22 protein-coding genes and 3 tRNA genes are annotated in these 19,571 nt (G+C 44.5%); 21 read left to right on the forward strand and 4 right to left on the reverse strand.

What is annotated here, in order from left to right; all coding sequences use genetic code 11:
• The 11 genes from MHI01_RS28460 (at window position 1) to MHI01_RS28510 (ending at window position 7,211) form a co-directional block, all read left to right on the forward strand.
• On the forward strand, window positions 1-864 hold the full coding sequence (locus tag MHI01_RS28460; RefSeq protein WP_036614799.1) for an ABC transporter ATP-binding protein: 864 nt from the start codon (window positions 1-3) through the stop codon (window positions 862-864).
• Between the two features lie 20 nt (window positions 865-884).
• On the forward strand, window positions 885-2,336 hold the full coding sequence (locus tag MHI01_RS28465) for an ABC transporter substrate-binding protein (protein WP_127550754.1): 1,452 nt from the start codon (window positions 885-887) through the stop codon (window positions 2,334-2,336).
• A 133-nt stretch (window positions 2,337-2,469) separates the two neighbouring features.
• Window positions 2,470-2,634, forward strand: coding sequence for a hypothetical protein (locus MHI01_RS28470; RefSeq protein WP_017687342.1), 165 nt, complete (start codon window positions 2,470-2,472; stop codon window positions 2,632-2,634).
• A 71-nt stretch (window positions 2,635-2,705) separates the two neighbouring features.
• Window positions 2,706-2,779: transfer RNA gene (locus tag MHI01_RS28475), tRNA-Met, on the forward strand.
• A 56-nt stretch (window positions 2,780-2,835) separates the two neighbouring features.
• Window positions 2,836-2,909, forward strand: a tRNA-Ile gene (locus tag MHI01_RS28480).
• Between the two features lie 182 nt (window positions 2,910-3,091).
• The gene (locus tag MHI01_RS28485; protein WP_036614795.1) at window positions 3,092-3,514 is read left to right on the forward strand and encodes a hypothetical protein; all 423 of its coding nucleotides are present in this window, start codon (window positions 3,092-3,094) and stop codon (window positions 3,512-3,514) included.
• A 236-nt stretch (window positions 3,515-3,750) separates the two neighbouring features.
• Window positions 3,751-5,307, forward strand: coding sequence for a tetratricopeptide repeat protein (locus MHI01_RS28490; RefSeq protein ID WP_282320773.1), 1,557 nt, complete (start codon window positions 3,751-3,753; stop codon window positions 5,305-5,307).
• A gap of 144 nt (window positions 5,308-5,451) precedes the next feature.
• A complete protein-coding gene (locus MHI01_RS28495; RefSeq protein WP_340984648.1) occupies window positions 5,452-5,631 on the forward strand; it encodes a hypothetical protein in 180 nt (59 codons plus the stop codon).
• Window positions 5,632-5,807: 176 nt separating this feature from the next.
• On the forward strand, window positions 5,808-6,482 hold the full coding sequence (locus MHI01_RS28500; RefSeq protein ID WP_340984649.1) for a hypothetical protein: 675 nt from the start codon (window positions 5,808-5,810) through the stop codon (window positions 6,480-6,482).
• 116 nt (window positions 6,483-6,598) lie between these two features.
• Window positions 6,599-6,721: a sporulation protein YjcZ gene (locus tag MHI01_RS28505; protein ID WP_083679583.1), complete on the forward strand. Its 123-nt coding sequence runs from the start codon at window positions 6,599-6,601 to the stop codon at window positions 6,719-6,721.
• Window positions 6,722-6,881: 160 nt separating this feature from the next.
• The gene (locus tag MHI01_RS28510) at window positions 6,882-7,211 is read left to right on the forward strand and encodes a DUF1904 family protein (protein ID WP_017687348.1); all 330 of its coding nucleotides are present in this window, start codon (window positions 6,882-6,884) and stop codon (window positions 7,209-7,211) included.
• Window positions 7,212-7,252: 41 nt separating this feature from the next.
• On the opposite strand, the gene MHI01_RS28515 is transcribed toward MHI01_RS28510, so the two are convergent.
• A complete protein-coding gene (locus MHI01_RS28515; protein WP_340984651.1) occupies window positions 7,253-8,476 on the reverse strand; it encodes an MFS transporter in 1,224 nt (407 codons plus the stop codon).
• Between the two features lie 140 nt (window positions 8,477-8,616).
• Window positions 8,617-8,811 (reverse strand): DUF6199 family natural product biosynthesis protein, encoded by a 195-nt coding sequence (locus MHI01_RS28520; protein ID WP_036614780.1) that lies wholly within the window; start codon window positions 8,809-8,811, stop codon window positions 8,617-8,619.
• Between the two features lie 307 nt (window positions 8,812-9,118).
• Between MHI01_RS28520 and MHI01_RS28525 the strand changes: the two genes are divergently transcribed.
• On the forward strand, window positions 9,119-10,267 hold the full coding sequence (locus MHI01_RS28525; protein ID WP_340984652.1) for a sensor histidine kinase: 1,149 nt from the start codon (window positions 9,119-9,121) through the stop codon (window positions 10,265-10,267).
• Window positions 10,268-10,376: 109 nt separating this feature from the next.
• Window positions 10,377-10,859: a NucA/NucB deoxyribonuclease domain-containing protein gene (locus MHI01_RS28530; protein WP_340984654.1), complete on the forward strand. Its 483-nt coding sequence runs from the start codon at window positions 10,377-10,379 to the stop codon at window positions 10,857-10,859.
• Between the two features lie 194 nt (window positions 10,860-11,053).
• Here MHI01_RS28530 and MHI01_RS28535 read toward each other — a convergent pair whose 3' ends face one another.
• The gene (locus MHI01_RS28535) at window positions 11,054-11,278 is read right to left on the reverse strand and encodes a hypothetical protein (RefSeq protein WP_017687353.1); all 225 of its coding nucleotides are present in this window, start codon (window positions 11,276-11,278) and stop codon (window positions 11,054-11,056) included.
• A gap of 207 nt (window positions 11,279-11,485) precedes the next feature.
• On the opposite strand from MHI01_RS28535, the gene MHI01_RS28540 reads away from it, so the two are divergent.
• Together MHI01_RS28540 and MHI01_RS28545 are read left to right on the forward strand one after the other, a co-directional pair.
• Window positions 11,486-11,935 carry a general stress protein gene (locus MHI01_RS28540; RefSeq protein ID WP_047843724.1) on the forward strand — a complete coding sequence of 150 codons (450 nt, stop codon included), beginning with the start codon at window positions 11,486-11,488 and terminating at the stop codon, window positions 11,933-11,935.
• A gap of 236 nt (window positions 11,936-12,171) precedes the next feature.
• A tRNA-Leu gene (locus MHI01_RS28545) sits at window positions 12,172-12,257 on the forward strand.
• Between the two features lie 331 nt (window positions 12,258-12,588).
• On the opposite strand, the gene MHI01_RS31075 is transcribed toward MHI01_RS28545, so the two are convergent.
• Window positions 12,589-12,807 carry a helix-turn-helix domain-containing protein gene (locus tag MHI01_RS31075; protein WP_127550770.1) on the reverse strand — a complete coding sequence of 73 codons (219 nt, stop codon included), beginning with the start codon at window positions 12,805-12,807 and terminating at the stop codon, window positions 12,589-12,591.
• A gap of 287 nt (window positions 12,808-13,094) precedes the next feature.
• Here MHI01_RS31075 and MHI01_RS28550 point away from each other — a divergent pair, with 287 nt between their 5' ends.
• The 6 genes from MHI01_RS28550 to fabD all read left to right on the forward strand — a co-directional run bounded on the left by MHI01_RS28550 (window position 13,095) and on the right by fabD (window position 19,538).
• A complete protein-coding gene (locus MHI01_RS28550) occupies window positions 13,095-13,412 on the forward strand; it encodes a PadR family transcriptional regulator (protein WP_127550772.1) in 318 nt (105 codons plus the stop codon).
• On the forward strand, window positions 13,409-13,951 hold the full coding sequence (locus tag MHI01_RS28555) for an HAAS signaling domain-containing protein (RefSeq protein WP_164783394.1): 543 nt from the start codon (window positions 13,409-13,411) through the stop codon (window positions 13,949-13,951). Before MHI01_RS28550 ends, MHI01_RS28555 begins: the two co-directional genes overlap by 4 nt.
• Before the next feature lie 6 nt (window positions 13,952-13,957).
• Window positions 13,958-14,743 (forward strand): DUF4097 family beta strand repeat-containing protein, encoded by a 786-nt coding sequence (locus MHI01_RS28560; protein WP_127550776.1) that lies wholly within the window; start codon window positions 13,958-13,960, stop codon window positions 14,741-14,743.
• A gap of 23 nt (window positions 14,744-14,766) precedes the next feature.
• Entirely contained in the window at window positions 14,767-15,543 is a 777-nt protein-coding gene (locus tag MHI01_RS28565) for an ABC transporter ATP-binding protein (RefSeq protein ID WP_127550779.1), read from the forward strand.
• Window positions 15,544-15,545: 2 nt separating this feature from the next.
• The gene (locus MHI01_RS28570) at window positions 15,546-17,957 is read left to right on the forward strand and encodes an FtsX-like permease family protein (RefSeq protein ID WP_339283457.1); all 2,412 of its coding nucleotides are present in this window, start codon (window positions 15,546-15,548) and stop codon (window positions 17,955-17,957) included.
• Between the two features lie 357 nt (window positions 17,958-18,314).
• Window positions 18,315-19,538, forward strand: a complete 1,224-nt coding sequence (gene fabD, locus MHI01_RS28575) for an ACP S-malonyltransferase (protein ID WP_340984655.1) — start codon at window positions 18,315-18,317, stop codon at window positions 19,536-19,538.
• Window positions 19,539-19,571 lie beyond the last annotated feature (33 nt).

Here is a 19,571-nt window from a genome sequence, read left to right on the forward strand (position 1 = left end):
GTGATCCAATGCGAAGGACTTGTCAAAATTTTTAAATCCAGCGATGTGGAAGTCGTTGCCCTTCAGGGTCTCAACCTGACTGTCAATCAAGGTGAAATGATGGCGATCATCGGTAACAGCGGTAGCGGTAAATCCACGCTGCTGAATATTCTGGGCGGACTTGATCGTCCTACGGCTGGTACGGCTGTTGTGGGAGACTGGGATTTGCTCAAGATGACAGATGCTCAATTGGTCGAATACAAACGTCATACGGTAGGTTTTATTTGGCAAAATAACGGTCGTAACTTGCTGCCTTATCTCACTGCACTGGAAAATGTGGAGACTCCCATGATACTGGGAGGCAAGCGTGATCGTGCTTACGCGAAACAGTTGCTCGAATGGGTAGGCCTTAAGGATCGGATGCATAACAAATTGCATCAATTGTCAGGAGGAGAGCAACAACGGGTAGCGATTGCGATCTCATTATCCAATCGTCCCAAAATTCTGCTTGCAGATGAACCTACCGGTTCGGTCGATTCCGAGACATGTGATACAATCATGGGCATTTTTCGAAGAATGAACAAGGAACTTGGCGTTACGATTGTCATCGTTACCCATGACTTGACGCTTGCTGGCAAGGTGGACCGGATCGTTGCGATTCGGGACGGCTTGACCAGTACCGAGTTTGTGAAGCGCAACCCGAATCTGGATGATGAGCATAACTTGTCCGAGGCGGGTATGCCGGATATCCATGAAGCATTTGTCATTATTGACCGTGCAGGGCGACTTCAGGTGCCTAAAGAGTATCTGGAGGCCTTATCCATTGATAACCGGGCGACATTGGAATTTGACGGTGAACGTATTGTCATTACACCGCCAAGATAATTAAGAGGGGGAACTGGGAAATGAAGAATAGTATGTGGGGAAAACGTGTGCTGGCTGTCATCGCTACTGCGACGCTAGCACTGCCGCTGATTGCCGGCTGTACGGCAAGTGAGGCGAAGGATACGGAGCAGCGTGTATTGCGTGTGGCTACGATGTGGGGCGGACAGGATGACAGTTACTTCCGTCAGCAATTTACCGATGCTTTTGAACTGACACACCCCAATGTAACGATCGAGATTGTGGCTGCCGTTGATCAGAGCAGCATGTATGGGTACGGTAACACAGAAGAACAGCAGGAAGCTCCGGATACGATGGAAAGTCTGAAGAAGATTATGACTGGGGATAATCCGGTTGACGTCATCGTGGCTGATACCGCCACAGTGAAATCATTAATTCAGGAGAATCTGGTCAAACAGCTGGACCCATTGATGCAGGAAGACAAGTTTGATACCAGTGATATCGTGCCTAGTGTGCTGGAGGGAATTAAGGACCTTGGGGACCAGAGCATCTATGCATTGACACCAACGTTTTCCTCCTCCGCTTTGTTCTATAACAAGGGTATGTTTGAAAAAGCAGGCGTGGAACCACCAACGGACAATATGACTTGGGATGATATTTTCAATCTGGGTACCCGTCTAACGAAAGGTGAAGGTAAAGATCATGTATTTGGTTTCTCCTTCACGACATATCAGGGTGGTCCGCCGTACTACTCCATGCAGCAGTACTACAGCTCGTTGCAGCTGAAGACGTTTGATGATAAAGCAGAGAAGATGACAGTAGATTCTCCTCAATGGGAGAAAGTGTGGAGCACCATCAGCAAACTTGCGATTGACAAAGTTATTCCTAAAGGCGACGAGCCACAGGATCAGAATCCGAGTGGGCGTTATGATCCGGTACAGGGTGACCTATTCCTGAGTGGCAAGTCAGCCATGGTTATTGGTGATTACAGCTATATTAATCAATTAATTGATGCTAATAAAAATGCGGATAAAATGAAAGACTTTACGAAAGTGGATTGGGATGTGGTAACACCTCCAGTTCACCCGGAAGCTCCTGAAATTGGAGGCAGCATCTACTTGAGCAACCTCATGGCGATTAATAGTGCGGCTCAGAACCCGGATGATGCGTGGGAACTGATCAAGTACATGAACAGTGAGGACTGGGCTAAGATTAAAGCACGTAGCAGCTATGAGATGGTATCACGGAAGAGCTTCATCAAGCCCAAAGACGGCCTGGATTATAACATTCAAGCATTCTATTCGCTGAAGCCGATTCCGCCAACAAATACCAATCTGGATAAAATGTATCAAAAATCCCCAGGTTTATGGCAAGTCAATGAAAAAGGTATGGAATATTTCAACCAAGTACTAGAGAACAAAAAGACACCAAAAGAAGCACTTGGTGAGTGGGCAGCTAAAGGAAACGAGATGCTGGAGAAATTGAAAAAGGATCCTAAAGCTACGTTTCAATGAGATTTGATGTAGTAGTCATATCATAAGTTAAGGATAGCCGCTGAAGATTTTAATCTTTGGCGGCTATTTTTATGAAAATGGGGTATTCTACAAAAAGCAGGAATAAATGACGACTCCGGAAAGGACGAGCGGTATGCACTGGGTATATTTCAGCAAGTTGTATGCAACCAAATTTCAGGCAGGGTGTCTGGCCAAACGTATGGAGCAGGATGGGTGGATTTACGGTCATAATGAACCAGCGGAAGTGGAAGTTTATCGATCACGTAAAGGACGTTACGGTGTACGTTTTATTCCCTGACAATACCCCTTGACTTATTGGGATAGAATGGTGTATATTAATTAAGTCGCTGTTTTAATATTTCTTACTGACGCGGGGTGGAGCAGCCCGGTAGCTCGTCGGGCTCATAACCCGAAGGCCGCAGGTTCAAATCCTGCCCCCGCAATTTAGTTTCACTTGGATGATTCACAGCCATCATCTGCACGTTATACATTATGTCTAGGGCCCTTAGCTCAGTTGGTTAGAGCGGTCGGCTCATAACCGATTGGTCACAGGTTCGAGTCCTGTAGGGCCCATACTTTTAAAACCCTTGCCTAGCAAGGGTTTTTTTCTGTCTACATGTAAGCTTTGGAGGAAAAAGTATCTTGTTAATGGTGTCTTTCTAGTATGCCCTTTTTTTCGAATCACGATGTATGTCCATGCCATATCTCAAATCTCGCATATACTACCTTATCCCAACCCATAGGAGGTAGATTTCATGAGTCAATTTCTTGATGCAAGAACATCTCAGAATGCGAGTTTGGCTAACTCTATTGCAATACCAATCCTGGTTATTAATACACCACAATTATTCGGCCAGATTGGTCTGCAAACAGCAGGAGCAGGGGCAAACCCACGGGTACAATTCAAAGGAACGGTGTCTGTGCAACTTCCTTTGGCACTCGTTGGTGTAACCATTACAATTGTTAGGGGGACTTTGGCTACGGACCCTGTGATCTATTCCGCAACGTCTACGTTTAGCTTGAGTGTCCTTGCACCTCAGATTATTACGTTCTCTGCAGATGACTTCAACCCGCCTATCACACCTCAATTGACGTACACTGCATTTATCAGTTCCAACTTGCTCGGTACGATCCGTGTAGGCCCTGAGAACTTTGATGGAGCTGTATATTCCGACTAATGTTGAGCATCCTTGCCTAAGTAAACTAGATCAATAGTCTTCTTAATTGAAAGGCCTCAAGGACCTGCCCTAAAAAGCAGGTTTTTTTCCTGTTGAAGGGGAAAACTGAACTTCATCGAGTAGGTAGGGTTCTATGATATAATGCATTACAGAGATTGAATGGTATTGGACATCAAATAATACGTGATCATCTGAGAAACGTATGAAATTAGTGATAGAAAGCAGGTTTCCGTTTAATGACGTCAAATGAAAGTCAACGTTTTCGTTACAGTGAAGCTCCGGTCTGGGATTGGCAGAGAGCTTATTATGAGCAGAAGGGGCTACAAGCTTGGACAGAGAACCATGTCCCTCAATATATTACGAGTAATCCGTTGATTGCCACGGCGTATGCAGAGATGATCTTTGGCTTTCTTCAGGACCTTTCGAACAAAGGAAAGATCAACGAGACCGTAACCATTCTTGAACTTGGAGCGGGTGTAGGGCGTTTGGCACATCAAGTTCTCCTGAAATTGCTTGAGTTAAAGGAATTTGCTGGAATACCTTTACCGCCTTTCAGATATGTGATGACGGATCTCGTAGCGGAGAATGTGCTAGGTTGGCAGGAGCATCCATCCATGCAATCCTTTATTCAACAAGGTATATTGGATTTTGCGCGTTTTGACGCTGTAGCGGATACGGAATTGAATCTGGTCGTTGCAGGCACGGTTATTCAGCCCGGTGATCTGAAACAACCGTTGTTGTTGATTGCTAATTACTTTTTTGACAGCATTCCACAGGAATTAATCTACATTGGGGATGGCGAGATCTATGAGTGTGATCTGCTTGTACAGTCTCCGGATCGTCGTCTTGATCTTGAGCCTGCTGAGATGCTGAAGAACATGACACTGAGTTATGAGTATCGTCGAGCGCCCGAATACAGTGCGGATAACTATCCGTATCAGGAGCTTATCACATTGTACAAAGAGGAACTGGAGGATTCGCACATTCTGTTCCCTGCAATCGGGTTGTCCTGTCTCGAACGGTTGAACAAGCTGTCACAGTCAGGTTATGTGTTGATTACTGCTGATAAAGGGGATCATCGCCTGGATAACTGGAAGTTCGCAGAGCCACCTGAATTTGTTCTTCACGGGAGTTTTTCTCTAACCGCTAACTACCATGCCATTCAATATGTCTTGGAACAACAAGGTGCCCATACACGATTCACAACACATCATTATAAAGATCTGAATGTTGGGTGCATGTTGATGGTGGACGAACCCATCAGTTATGTGAATACACGTCTCGCCTACCATCGATTTGTTGAACGTTTTGGACCGGATGACTTTTTCAGCATGAAACAATGGGTAGACTCTCGAATAGAAAGTATGGAGTTGAAGCATATTTTACCGTTTTGGCGTCTGGGTGGATATGATGCAGAGTTCTTGATTCACAGTGCAACGCACATTTCCAGTCTTCTTCCCGATGCAAGTGATGAGGAAATGCTTGATATTCAGTCTGGTATTCATACAATGTGGTCGTCCTACTATGTGATGGAGCAGCAAGGAGGTCTCGCATTTCTGGCAGGGCAGCTATTATATGAGATGTATATGTATGAGGATGCAAAACGGTTTCTGGAGATATCATTGGTTGCAGATCCGAGTAACCATAATCCGGCAGTCTTGTATGACTTGGCTGTGTGCTGTTACGAACTTGAACTGGAAGAAGAAACCCTGTCATATACGCATAAAGTATTGGCTCTGGAACCTGATCATGAAGAGGCGGCAGCCTTGCTCCAGAGTTTCGAGTTGATCTGAACGGAACAATTTTAGTTTGTCTCCTGTATGTATGTTGGATGTAATTGGTGATATTTATATAAAAATTGAAACCTTTAATTGAAATTCATCGTATTAATGGGATATTCAACCAATCACTATTTCAACAGCAAAGGAGACAAAAACATGAAAAAAGCCTTATCCATTGCATTATATCCATTAATGTGGGTTGTGGGTGCATTTAGCTTTCTGTCTGTTAATGCAAACAGTGCTGCAGGCAGCGCCCTCTTTGTGAAAGATATCGCTACAGATCGAAGCTATGATGGGCAGGCCATCTATGATAGTATTGAACGTAGAAATGCCTAACTACATATCATTCAACTGTAAAGGTAATTGTTTCACCGAGTAATAACATGAGAACCAATTACTCTTGAAGCGAAGTACGGTGAGCAGGAGTTCTGTTCTGTCCGTACAACCTTTAAGCCGGTTTCGTACCTTATTCAGGTATGAACCGGTTTTTATTTATGAATGGGGGATGCCAGATGAAGATTATCATTGGACAACCGAGGCTGGAACAGCATTTGCTGCAGCTTGAAGCCGAACTCAAGCAACATCCTGATGCAGATGTAGTATTCTTTCCTGAAGGTTATCTGAACCAGAATGTCGAAGACGCTTGCCGCCTGGCGGCTGAATATGGAACCATGATTGTATCAGGTCATCGCAGGTTGGACGAACGCCCGAAGGACCGATCGATCATCATCAGTAAGGCTGGAGAGATTGTATTGGAGAAAGCTAAATATACACCTGCTGAGACGGCTCAGGAACAGGGTTGGGTAATAAGCACTTTGTTGTGTGATGAGCTGGTCCTGCAAGGATTTTGCAACGAGAATATAAGAAGTGTGGATATTGTGATGCATTCCATTGGTGTGGGTATGTTCAGTGAAGAGCAGTACAGTGAGTGGGTCAAAGAGGCTCGGCAGATCGCCTTGAAGCATCAATGTATTGTCATGGGGACTAGCCATGCGGATGGTTCGTACCGTGATAGCGGGATCTCCATTCCAATCGCTTATTGTATCACTCCTGATGGAGAGGTTGTTCTGGCATCCCGAAGTGATACACGTACTCGTACAATCCTTCTGGACAGAGGAAATACAGACCCTTCACCTCAGGAGTCACAAGAAATACAACTGAGAATCTCCATCGACCCATCTGGTTAATTTACCAGGCATGAATACCAGATGAATGGGCTGTTGAACTTGCCGATTCGCCCGGTCACTTGCACGGAATACGCATATGTTATGGCATACCTTGAAATTCAAAGGAGGCCAATCAAATGAGTCAAGTTGGATACGGTTGTGGCAATGTTGGTGGATTCGGCGGCGGATGGACTTCCACAAGTGCAATTCTCGTGCTTTTCATCCTGCTCGTGATCATCACAAAATCTTTCTGGCTGTAAGTCACGTATAGAAACGTGCAAACAGTGGGCTCCGCTGAGACTTCAGCGGGGCTTTTCCTGTTTATAAGAAGCAACATATGTCATCCATGACATTTGACAACTGAAAACAATGTGCTTAAAATCACATAAGAGACTATTAACAGAGATTGAAGGGATAGCAATGCCGTTTATTCGCTTTAAAGGATTCACAGGTCCTCAGCTAGAGGAAGTTGTACCCCAAATTACAGAGCAGATGGCCCTAATTACTCATATTCCAAGGGAGAGAATGAAGGCAGAGCGTCATGATGTACAAGCGCTAACACCTTCTCCGGCTTCTATAGAGATTCTGATGTTTCAACGTGACCAGGAGATTCATAATCGGATTGCATCGTCGGTGCAAGCTATTTTGGAAGAAGCATACATGCCGGATGTGCATATTTTCTTCAATATATTGTCACCTACTTTGTATTATAAAAAAGGCAGGCCGCTGACAGATTATCGATTGGATTGAGATTGTGAGGGACGAGCAGAATGTTGCTCGTCTCTTTTGATTTACATATTTTTCGTATGTTTAGCAATGGGCTGGTTCCTGTGAACCCTGCTCAACGATAATGAGCATATCGCAGACACAATAAACAAGGCTCCAGCGATGAGGTATACCCATCGAACGCCTAGTTGATCTGCGACTAGACCAAAGATAACTATGGATACACTCATAACCGTGGATATCAGGACGCCATGGGTGGCGTATACCTTGGTTAGGGATTCGACAGGTACACTGTTCTGAAGCGCTGTCTGCTGAGCCACATCACGAATCTGATGAACTGGACCCATCAGTATGCATAACACCAGAGCGAGCCATGGCAGGTTGTTTAGACCATAAACGACGGTCAGCAGGCTTAAGAGAAGAGAACCCATGGTCATACTAGCGATTAGATGTTTCTGAATACGTTTGGCCAGTGCAAGAGCCAGAATACCTCCAAGCATGGTTCCAGCAGCGTAACTCGAGTTCATGAGTCCCCACCAACCTTCTCCTCGTCCCAGAGCTTCTTTTGCAAAGGCTAGCGTAACAGCTCCGATCCAGATGGAATCCGCAAGTGCTTGGGCAATGTCCATAAGCGTAATCAGTCGTAAGGATGGATTCTTCCAAAGAATACTCCAACCTTCCCTCAATACATTCCGCGATACAGCAGATTTCTGAGGTTGTTCTACATTCCGTGTGAGCGAGGCCATGGCAATCATGAAGATCAGAACGGCCCAGGACAGGCTTGTAGCTGCCCAGAAGGTCTGTGACGCCCCCCAGTTCATCACGGCGAATCCCGTCATGGCGTAACCGACAATGGTTACAGTCTGATTGGAGAAAGATAGTAGGCTATTTGCTTTTATAAGGTCTTCACCTTGAACCAATCGTGGCGTTAAAGTCTTCAGTAACGGAGTTTCCCATCCGTCCAAGAAGGATAGTACAATCACTCCGAGCAATAGAAGCGGCAGTTGTGAAATCAAGTGAGTCAACGAAATGGCTATACAGGTCATGATTAATGTTTTGGCTATGGAAATGCTGATCAATAGTCTGGAGAATGGGAAACGGTTCACAAGTAATGGCAAAGTGAGACCGGCTATTATGCGTGCAATGATCTGAATAAGTGGAAACATTGCAGCAGAGAGTACCGATCCAGTGAGACCGTATATAAATGTAGTAATGACCATGATATATATGACATTAATAAGCGAGAGCAGCGTTTTGGCGGCCCAGTACGGATAAAATGCGATGTTCATGCCAATGATGTCCTTTCCGAAACGATATATCTATATTACGGGCATTTTCATCATTGCACCACAAACAAAGTTATCATTTTCCCGTCATTTCACCACAAAAAAACTGCCCAACAGGGCAGTCATCTTCTAATGCCTATAGTTCATGCCATAGCAAGTGTGAAGGCGATGAGCAACATCAGCAGGCTGGTCGTTCTGACCATAGTCATATATGGCCTGCTGGGTTCGGCTTCGCCCCGGGAAATCCAGCCATAGCGCAGATACCAGCCGAATTTTGGGAAACAGAGATTGATGATACAGAGTACCATGAATATAAAAAAGAGGGTTCTCATACCCATCTTCCTTTCTCACTTACATAACGGATCTTATTTTAACGTTTGCGTCTGGTAAAAAAGACTACAATCAAAATAATAATGATGATAATTAACAGAAATTTCATGTATGTTCCTCCTGGTGAGTAGTTAGGTTATTGTGGAATGTTAGTTATCAACTATTACCCAAGAACCACATGACTTGAATAACTGTGTTACAATTAAAATATATTGATTTAATATCAACACATTCCGACTGGTTAGTTTTCTCTCCTTATAATGTACGATTGCAGAATATATAAACATTAATGTGTGTGAGATGAAGGAGGAAGGCATGAGCCAACATAATCAACTCTCATTACAATGGGAATTTATCATCTCGAAAGTGAAATCCTCCGTGACGGTGGTCGATGCTACCTTGCCTGAGCTTCCGCTCATGTATGTAAACGAACACTTTACCCAACTGACAGGATACACGTATGAAGAGTCTGTCGGACACAATTGCCGATTTTTGCAAGGGCAGGATACAGATCCCGAAACGGTAATGCAGATTCGTGATGCAATAAAGAAACAACAATCCATTAAGATTGATATTTTAAATTATACAAAAAGTGGTCAGAAGTTCTGGAACGAACTGAATATTGATCCGATCTTTAATGAATCCGGAGAGTGTTTATATTTTGTAGGCATTCAATACGATATTTCAGAACGGAAGTATGCCGAACAGCAGTTGAAGTTTGCAACTTCCATGGCTGAGATGAACAGCAGAGGGCAATTGGAATTCATCGGCAAGCTGAATCACGAGCTTCGTACCCCGCTTAACGGCATTATGGGCATGATCGAACTTGCAAGTATGGGTGAAACTACGGATGAGCAGAAAGAATATCTGGAGCTAGCACGTCAATCAGGTGAGGCGCTGCTGAACATCATTAACAACAGCCTGGATATGGCGAAACTGGGCAGAGGCAAAATGGATGTTGAAAACATTGAATTTCAGCCGTTGAAGCTGATCCAACAGATTGTGAAGACACATGAGCCTGCGGCACGGAATAAACAAATTCGTCTGCTCTGTCATGCTGATCTGAATGTTCCTGATGTGCTTATCGGTGATCCGCTAAGACTTCGGCAGGTACTGGATAATTTGCTGAGTAATGCAATTAAGTTCACAGAACAAGGTGAAGTGCAGTTACAGGTGGATGTGAGGCAACAACTGATGGATACCGTTGTATTGGTATTCTCTGTGCGTGATACGGGAATTGGCATTCCTCAGCATCAGATCGAACCATTGTTTGATGCATTTACCCAGACCGACATCTCCCATGCGCGCCGATTTGGCGGAAGCGGTCTTGGTCTGACCATCTGCAAAGAACTGCTGGAACTGATGAATGGTCAGATTTCGGTGGAGAGTACAGAGGGGAAAGGTACACAGTTTGAGGTGACACTGCCCTTGCTGCGCCAACAGGCCATTCCCAATGTAGGATAATCAATCAAGCAGAACAGCCGGGCGGTCTCGGCTGTTTTTTTATTGTATTGGATTGTTTTACGAACGGGCGTTCTGTTATAATGCAAGTGTTGAATGGGGGAGACACAGCATGAGTAAGAGACGCACAAGAAGAAAACGTAAAGGTAAGCAAGGTTTCAAAAAGCAGGTTCTGACGCTGGTAGCAATGCTACTGGTAGCCCTCTATGCCTGGCCTGGGGGCGAATGGCCCGAGGAGATACCTAATCCATTCGGTGGGACTAATAAGAGTGTAGACCATACCATTACGTTCCCTTCAGAGCGTTATCCCGAAACAGCCAAACATATTAAAGCTGCTATCAAGGCCGGGCATTCGGATGTATGCACCATTAATCGTAATGGAGCGGAAGGCAATCGGGATCTATCACTTAAGGGTGTTCCGGTCAAAAAAGGTAAGGATCGTGACGAGTGGCCCATGGCGATGTGTGCTGAGGGAGGAACAGGTGCAGATATCCAGTACATTACCCCGAAGGATAATCGTGGTGCAGGTTCATGGGTAGGGAATCAGTTAAGTACATATCCGGATGGAACACGAGTGAAGTTTGTAGTGAAGTAACAACAGGATATGGTTGGGCAGAAATAAGGATTGTAAGGCCTTTGTTGTGAGGTCAGTGGCAGCGTGGTACAGGATAAGTAGAAGAGAAAAACCAGACGTGCATGCGTCTGGTTTTTTGGTGTAAAGTGCTGGCATAAATAGATCTAGTTAACGTATCTATACGGGAACTGGAGTTTCTAGGATTACAGAGCCGACTAAACGAGTTGCATTCCGCTTAAATGATGAGACCGGATGCTTAACAGACGCGTAACATGTTCCACCTCATCAAACGGTATCCACAGACTGCCGTGGACCGTACGTAAGGAAAGAATGGATGTATCAGCGGTACGCTCGGGAAATCCGGTTACCGTCTGACCGCTTGTATTACGAACCATGATCTGTTGCTTGCGCCGGATGGCAATTTCTACCTCTTTTTTCATAAGTCATTGCTCCTGATTATGAGATGTTAAATCCATATGTCAATGTTTTCAATGGTTAATTTGTCTTCTTTATCTAGTCTATCAGAACTAGGTATAGATTTCCAGAAGAGAAATCAACAATCTTCTAGGTGATTTGTCTTAGCTGTGGATGATCCGTTTTTGAATGGGGATTACGGGGTTATATTAGGGTAAAAGGAGGGGAACGGAATGACACAATTGATTATTGGGCTGGCCCGTACCGAGAACGAGGCTATAATTATGCTGAATAAGGTCAAAGAGGAAGGCATCAAGGATAAATATTTGGGAGCGGTGGCGAAGGAGCAGCTTAATCTGGAGCTGGTGAGCGAAAAGACGGGGCTGCCCAAACCTTTGAAGGGTGCCGGAACAGATGGTGCCTTTGGCGCTCTGAAAGGCATATTGGCTGGTCTGGGGAAGCGAATGGATCAGACGATGTCGATCGGAAATGCAGTGCGTAGACTCGCTGGTAATGAGATTGGGAGTGAGACCGATGATTTGGTGCTTACACTGACTGAAGCGGGGATCTCGGAGGAGGATGCGCGGTATTACGAAGATTGGCTGTTAAAGGACCATATCTTGGTTATCGTGGAGTGCAGTGAGGAAGAAGCGGCTCGTGTTCGACCTATTTTACTTTTTTAGTTTAATTTAAGGCTGATTTTAGGTTTCTTTAATGTTGGGGAGGTATTCTTATCTCACACCTCCCTTAATATAGATTGGTTTACCGGAAGTCCGGGACCGCAACTCGGACTTTCTAGGCACTGTGAGCTGACGCTTGCAGTGCCTGTTTCATTTTTTTTATTATTTTTAATAAAAGTGTTGCAAAGTTAATTAGTTCATGGTAAGATATTTCTTGTCGCCAAGAAATACATAATCCTGCCGGGGTGGCGGAATTGGCAGACGCACAGGACTTAAAATCCTGCGGTAGGTGACTACCGTACCGGTTCGATCCCGGTCCTCGGCATAACTAGGTTTATTCCCGATAGACAGTGTTAAATGGACGATAATTATCGTTGGGTTCTGTGTACTTGTAATGAAGCATTTGCAGGTACACAGGATTCGCGCAAACACACTCGAAGCACTCCACCGTAAATTGCGGAAGGGGTGTTTTTTGTTGTGGTGAGAATTACGAAAGTTAGTGTAGATAATCGTGGGAAGCGGCGTAGCGCGGTTCCTCGATTATAAGCGTGCTGAGGGGTTAGCCGAGCAGACGCAGAGCGACTATACGCGGCACGGCTTTATTCGGAAGTATCCGAGCGCTTGGTCAACGGCAGATAGACTTGCGGATGCGGCCTTCAAGTATCTGGCGGAAGATAAACGCATTGCTCTTGTTCGGCGGTCAGAAAAGGCCGACGTCCAATAGGTGGTTCGAGTCGCAGACCGTGGATTCCCTCTCTGCGATAGGCGTTTATGTAATTGTAGACGGTGGAAAGTGAACATCCGATGAACTTGCTGATGTCCTTTCTGGACACTCCATGAAGATTAAGCAAGATCGTTTGATATCTTTCGTGCATTCGCAAGTCCTGGTCGCTATGATGGCTGTCTTCATTGCCAAAATTTCAGGATTGTTCGGTCTTCATTAAGGAGTTTTGATAGTTTCACTTGTCGTACCTCACAGGCTCATAGGGTAATGATTTTACGATATACGGCATTGTTTCCGCTGTCCAAAAATATACCCAGAAAATGGAGTCAAAGGGAAAAATATTGACAGGTACCTTGCAATAAACGGTAGTAGGTGGTAATATTTGTATTAACAGCTACTGTTTATTGCTCAGTACTAAATAAAGCGTGGTGAAAAATTATGAATGTTCAATTCAAGAAGGGTGTGTTGGAGCTTTGTGTTCTTGTTTTAACATCAAAAAAGGACCGTTACGGATATGAGTTAGTTGAACAGATATCGCAAAAATTTGAAATAGCGGAGGGAACCATCTATCCGTTGTTAAGAAGACTGGCTTCGGAAGGATTATTTTCAACCTATTTATCCGAATCGGATGAGGGACCTCCCCGCAAATACTATAAGATTACCGATGAGGGAAGGAAAGTTATGAACAAAATGATTGAAGAATGGAACGCTTTTGCCGTAGGAGTGCAGGAAATGATTGGGGAGGGATCGGATTGAATAAAGAAGCCTATCTAAATGAATTGGCACAGTATCTGAAGCTGCTTCCTCCTGAGGAATTTACTGATATTATGGCTGAATTCAGGGAACATTTTGAGTTTGCCAAATTAAGCGGACGGTCTGAAGCAGAGGTGATCTCCAAGCTGGGAAATCCCCGATTGGTTGCTCGTGAAGTACTTGCCCAGTCTCAAATTGCAAAGGCGGATAAATCGCCTACGCTCTTAAGCGTAACTAAAGCGGTTTTGGCAACAGTGAGTTTAGGATTGTTCAACTTAATTATCGTTATGCTGCCATTTGTCGCTTCTTTAGTTATCATTGCCGGGGGATTCGGCTTTGCAATTTTCTTAATCATTTCGCCGATCTTATTCATTATTCAGAATCAGTCGGTCGCGTTTTTCTTCAATGATATTTTTCTTATGCTTGTCTTGGTCGGTGGAGGAATTTTGATAGTCATTGGAGCATTAAAATTTACCCGAATTTATTACAATCTTGTTATCAGGTATCTGAAATATAATTTGAAAGTCATAAAAAGGATGTGAACTATATTGAAAAATAGATTCCGGAACTTAACCAGACTTGCTCTTCTACTGATCGTTATCGGAGTAATTGGAAATGTAGTGCTGTATATGTTAGGAAAGTCGCCATTCAATTTGGGTGAGATTTCTACTGAACAAAATGTTCGGATGGACCAGACAACAAACGTCCTTATCCATACAGAAACAGGGACGGTAGATGTGGTGCCAATTAAGGGACATGAAATCAAGGCAAATTTGGAGGGAAAGACAACAAAGCAGTCGCTGAAGGATTACCGGCTGGATATCACTCAGGATCAGGGACAAACCAGAATTGAAGTTGTTCAGGACAGCAAATTCCGTTTCTTTGATATCTATACGAACCTTAAACTCACGATAGGGATTCCTGAAACCCAGTTAAACCAGCTGCAGGTTGTGACTGACACAGGAAATATTTATGTAGGCTCCGTCTTGGCGAGCGAATATCGGGTGATAAGCGACACGGGTTCTATAAAGATGGATATAAAAGAAGGGGTAATAAACGCAGAAACAAATACGGGAGCAATCACTGCTTCTTTTGTTAACATAAGTCAAAATATCCGTGCTACATCTGATACGGGAGATATTCTCATCCAAACAGCTGAAGCTCCCCAAGCACTGCGCACCAAATTGTTTGCGGATTCTGGAACCATTAAGGTGACACTGCCGAATTATCAGGATGGTTATATCGGTGAGGGAGGCCCATTGGTAGAACTTATCTCCGACACCGGCAATCTTGAGATCAAACAGAATTCAGGCGAATATCAGGAAGAAAAATAAGATTAATTTTAGGGGGCGTCCTTTTGATAACACAAAATTCCAAGAAAGAAACTTTAATCAAGACGGTTGATTTATGCAAAGTCTACACCTCGGGAAATGAACAGTTTCTCGCAGCTAAAAGTATTAATCTTGAAGTATACAAAGGTGACTTTACGGTTATTATGGGCAGTTCGGGCTCGGGTAAATCTACGTTATTATACCTCCTCAGCGGCCTAGATGGAATCACTTCCGGAGAAGTGATTTTCAAAGGAGAACGAATTGATGAATATTCAGAAAAGGAAATTACGGATTTCAGGTCCAACAAAATCGGCTATGTGTATCAATCGATTAATTTGATTCCTGATTTCACATTGCTTGAAAATGTTGCTTTCCCGGGGTACGTGGCTGGCCGCAGCAAAAAGGATGTGAATAAACAAGCATTAGACCTGTTGAATAGGATAGGGATCGGGGCTCAAGCAGAGCGCCTGCCATCCCAAGTATCTGGAGGCCAACAGCAGAGAGCAGCTATTGCCAGAGCCTTGATCAATTCCCCAGAAGTGATTTTTGCGGATGAGCCAACAGGGGCATTAAGTCAGGAGCAAGGTGCAGTTATTTTGGATCTTTTGACCGAAATGAACCAGAATGCTCAATCGATCGTTATGGTGACGCATGATATAAAAGCTGCATGCAGGGCGGATCGGTTAGTTTTGGTCAAAGACGGAAACATCGAAGGGATATTGGAACTGGGCAAATATTCCCCGGATGAATTGAAAGCAAGAGAAAACCAAATATTCATTTTTATGTCAGGTAAGGAGGGGTAGGGATGTATGCAGCATGGAAACTATGTTGGACGAACCTGAAGCATAAAAAAGTTCAAAACAGCTTCATTGCAATCATCATCATGCTGGCAGCCCTGCTCCTTTCAACGGCTGTGTCGGTTCTTAACAACACAAATCGTATGTATGAGAGTATGCATGATCAGTCCCATGGCGCCCATCAAATATTGCGGATGGAGAACGGCATCCATGATCCGATCCAGGTACACAATTGGTGGGAGAAGCAGAAAGGCGTCATTGTTTCGGATTTAATGCGGTACCGCTATCTGTCTAGTATGTCTCACGCTGGAGAAGAGATCCCTAATGTTGACTTATTCATGATGGATGCGCCAAGCGGACCTTTTCCCGTCGACCGGCTGCAGTTTGTAGAAGGAGAAGAAAAAAGCACACCGGAAGAAGGAAGCGCCTGGATTCCCACCTCTCTGGCTTATCCCAATGATATTCATGTTGGGGATCCGATTGAATTTAAGACGGACGAAGGGGTTATCCAGTTGAACGTTGCGGCCGTCGTCGTGGATATTTCATACTGTTCGCCATTTGCTACGAGCGGGAGAATCTGGCTGAATCATCAGGATTATAATAAAAATATGACCACATTGCCGGGCGACGATAAGTATATGACCGGATTGCGGTTTGATGACTACAGCCAAAACAGGGCCTACTGGGAAAGATTTGAACAGTCTCTCGGGACCCCCTATCTGGAATCGGTTAAAGACTTCGAGAGCTTGTCTTCGTATTATATGATTGCGAACCAGGTCATCAGTTTCATTATGATATTTCTTGCAGTCGTCATGATCTCTGTTGCCCTTTACACCTTGGGATTCACGATTTCCGATGCTATTCTTTCCAGCTACAGGACGATCGGGATTATAAAATCCGTTGGATTATCTTCCAGCAGAGTAATTATGGCTTATGTAGGGCAATATACCCTCTTGGCGCTCGTTTCGGTCATCCCGGGGATTCTGGTCAGCAATATCCTCTCAGGTACAATTATTGCAAATTCCATGGCTTATCTCAACACAGGGTCATCAAGTATGAATGGGCTGTATTCAGTAACAGGCATTTGGACTGGCGCGGCTGTAGTAGCGGTTATCTTCCTCTCTGCCCTGCTGTTTTCTAATAAGGCGCGCAGTGTCGAGCCCGCACAAGCCGTTCGTTATGGCATGTCGGAGAAGGCGTATTCCCAAAAATCAGGAGGGAGTGGAACATGGAAACGAAAGCTCCTCCAGATAGGCGCTCTTCCGACTTCTATGATTATCGGGCTAAGAAGCGTCACGAAAAATATTCGGGGTTCGCTGCTGATTGTTCTGATATCGGCTTTGTCCACCTCTGTACTCGTTTTTGGTTTCCTGTTTGTATACAGCATTTCGTCCATACATGGAACCATTGCCAAATGGGGCTATGATTCGGCCGATCTGTCCGTAAGAATCGATAATCCAGCCGAATTGACCTTTGAACAGCTTAAAGAAGAGGTTCTTTCGGATCCGAGAGTTAAGAATTACTCACGTTACGGGGATGCAAATGCGGTATTGCCGATGCCTCAGGAGTCTGGGGTTGAAATGAAACAGGATACGATGGGGATATTACTGACGGTGGCTGATGGGAACTATGATGAAATAGGCTATGAAAATGTGGAGGGTCATAACCCAGTTTCTGACAATGAAATCTCGGTCGGTGTGAATGTTGCAAGAACTCTGGGCATCAAGTCAGGCGACTCATTGGACATTTACATTGAGGGTGAAAAACATACTCTGACAGTCACCGGAATTTACCAGGCGATCGCGAACATGTCCAATACGGGGCGAATTACCGCTGACGTCATCAGAAAAAGTAATCCAGACTATGGAAGTGCGATGAACACAACATTTGTTAATCTGCATGAGGGAACTTCAGTTGATCAATTCGTGAATGAATTGAATCAGCGATATGGAAGTGTAATCTGGATAGCAAGTCAGGCTGCGCTGGTTGATGAGGTATTCTCCCAGGCTGTCACGATCATCGTACTGCCAATGTCGGTCATGGCGCTGTTGTTTATCGTCATTACGTTTGTTATCATATACAGTATTTGCCGAATTAACATGAAGAAAGAGAGCCGTACCTACGGAATTTACAAGTCAATCGGTATGACATCCCGTCAAATCCGATTGTCGGAAACCACTGGAATCCTTGTCGTATCGGGGATCGGTGCGCTGGTCGGAATTCCATTAGGTTTAGTAGGACTCCCCCCTCTGCTTAACTTTATATTGGCAGATTACGGAATTGTTGAAGTTCCACTGATTATGAACGGTGGAGGGATAGCCTTGATGATACCTCTAAGCATCATCGCTGCTGGTCTAGGTTGTTGGGCAGCATCCAAATCTATTCAAACTACATCTCCTCGGCTTTTGACGATGGATTAATAGAAAAAGGGTGTCACAAAAAGCCATGAAATGGCTGCTTGTGACACCCTTCTTTTTTGAAGAGAGAGTATGTAAAATTGAATTGAGAACGCTCCGTCTTCCTCCGCCAGTAGTATATCTACTTTTAGAACAGCCTCTTTTTAAGCTAAATACTTACTTGACATGGAAATAAATTGTACTGTATTGTATTTTTATGCTTAAATTACAACTATATCCTATTCTTGAGTATAACTCGAAAGCAAATTCTTCTTTTATCAACCACAAATCGACATCTTTCATCAAAATCTCCCAACATAGAGTATTTTTCATACCGCTTTAATTGTTTTAAAACAAAATACTACGAATCGAGGTTTGCTTATGCCAACTACGGCATTTTTGTTTCCGGGTCAGGGATCACAATATGTCGGTATGGGAAGAAAGTTGCACGATGAATTTACTATAGCAAAGCGTTACTTCGAAGAAGCGAACGATGCGCTGGGGTTCAATCTTACTGAAATGTGTTTTGAAGGCAGCCATTCACAGCTTATGCAGACGATGAATACACAACCGGCCATATTGGCAGTAAGCGTTATTGCCTTCGAAATCGGCAGGAGGGAACTGGGGTGGCAACCTGATTTTATGGCCGGACATAGTCTTGGCGAATATTCCGCACTTGTATGCAGCGGTGTGCTATCTTTTCGGGACGGGCTCGGGATTGTAAGGAAGCGGGGGATGTTAATGCAAGCTGCGCATTCTTCCGACATTGGAGCGATGGTCGCTGTGACGCATGCTGCTTCTGATCAATTGGAGGAGTTTTGTCGTCAAGCTAGTAACGACACATCACAAGTTGTTATTGCTTGTTATAACTCTTTGAACCAACATGTGCTTGCCGGTCATCGAATAGCTGTACAATCGGTGGTTCATCGGCTGCAAGCGCAATTTACAGATGTAAGCGTTAAATATTTAAATGTTAGCGCCCCCTTTCATAGTCCATTGATGCAATCAGCGGCGGAGCAACTGGCCGTTGAACTGGAGAGGATTGAGACTAGGGACGCCCGGTGGCCGGTCATATCGAACGTGACGGCAAGAACGTATGGGCGGCAAGAACTACTTCCGCTTCTTTACCGCCAAATGACCGAACCGGTTCGCTGGCTGGAAACGATGCATTATCTGAAAAGTCAAGGAATCAGCCGAACGGTGGAAGTCGGGCCACGCCAGGTATTGACACATCTAATGAAGGGCACCTATCCCGCTGTTCAGACTTGCCAATTCGATCATCCTAAGCAATTGGAGGAGCTGCGTGCATGGTTTGACAGAAGCGAGAATAATCGTGAAGCCGTCATCGCCAGCATTCGAGAATCATTGACAGCCGCTATCATTGCGCGAAATCGGAATAACGATGCCATAGCGTACAGTGCCGGCGTAATTCTGCCCATCCAACAAATCAGGGATTTGATCGAAAAGTTGTGTGGAAATAATCCTTCGGATTTTACGCAAACGCTAAATCAGATTAAAAGTCTGTTGCAGTCAGTACTGTTCACCAAACAATTACCGCTGGAAGAACAGATGAAAATCACTGACAAGTTACCGGCAATGGATTAGGAAGCCGCACTAATGAATTTCATCATTTTTTTG

This window comes from Paenibacillus sp. FSL M7-0656 (genome assembly GCF_038003225.1).
Taxonomy (GTDB): Bacteria; Bacillota; Bacilli; order Paenibacillales; family Paenibacillaceae; genus Paenibacillus; species Paenibacillus amylolyticus.

Coding starts and splice junctions, on each gene's coding strand:
- MHI01_RS28510 (WP_017687348.1), top strand. CDS start 6,882: ATGCCGTTTATTCGCTTTAAAGGATTCACAGGTCCTCAGCTAGAGGAA.
- MHI01_RS28500 (WP_340984649.1), top strand. CDS start 5,808: ATGAAGATTATCATTGGACAACCGAGGCTGGAACAGCATTTGCTGCAG.
- MHI01_RS28540 (WP_047843724.1), top strand. CDS start 11,486: ATGACACAATTGATTATTGGGCTGGCCCGTACCGAGAACGAGGCTATA.
- MHI01_RS28535 (WP_017687353.1), bottom strand. CDS start 11,278: ATGAAAAAAGAGGTAGAAATTGCCATCCGGCGCAAGCAACAGATCATG.
- MHI01_RS28550 (WP_127550772.1), top strand. CDS start 13,095: ATGAATGTTCAATTCAAGAAGGGTGTGTTGGAGCTTTGTGTTCTTGTT.
- MHI01_RS28525 (WP_340984652.1), top strand. CDS start 9,119: ATGAGCCAACATAATCAACTCTCATTACAATGGGAATTTATCATCTCG.
- MHI01_RS28470 (WP_017687342.1), top strand. CDS start 2,470: ATGCACTGGGTATATTTCAGCAAGTTGTATGCAACCAAATTTCAGGCA.
- MHI01_RS28520 (WP_036614780.1), bottom strand. CDS start 8,811: ATGGGTATGAGAACCCTCTTTTTTATATTCATGGTACTCTGTATCATC.
- fabD (WP_340984655.1), top strand. CDS start 18,315: ATGCCAACTACGGCATTTTTGTTTCCGGGTCAGGGATCACAATATGTC.
- MHI01_RS28515 (WP_340984651.1), bottom strand. CDS start 8,476: ATGAACATCGCATTTTATCCGTACTGGGCCGCCAAAACGCTGCTCTCG.
- MHI01_RS28505 (WP_083679583.1), top strand. CDS start 6,599: ATGAGTCAAGTTGGATACGGTTGTGGCAATGTTGGTGGATTCGGCGGC.
- MHI01_RS28465 (WP_127550754.1), top strand. CDS start 885: ATGAAGAATAGTATGTGGGGAAAACGTGTGCTGGCTGTCATCGCTACT.
- MHI01_RS28485 (WP_036614795.1), top strand. CDS start 3,092: ATGAGTCAATTTCTTGATGCAAGAACATCTCAGAATGCGAGTTTGGCT.
- MHI01_RS31075 (WP_127550770.1), bottom strand. CDS start 12,807: ATGCACGAAAGATATCAAACGATCTTGCTTAATCTTCATGGAGTGTCC.
- MHI01_RS28530 (WP_340984654.1), top strand. CDS start 10,377: ATGAGTAAGAGACGCACAAGAAGAAAACGTAAAGGTAAGCAAGGTTTC.
- MHI01_RS28490 (WP_282320773.1), top strand. CDS start 3,751: ATGACGTCAAATGAAAGTCAACGTTTTCGTTACAGTGAAGCTCCGGTC.
- MHI01_RS28495 (WP_340984648.1), top strand. CDS start 5,452: ATGAAAAAAGCCTTATCCATTGCATTATATCCATTAATGTGGGTTGTG.
- MHI01_RS28570 (WP_339283457.1), top strand. CDS start 15,546: ATGTATGCAGCATGGAAACTATGTTGGACGAACCTGAAGCATAAAAAA.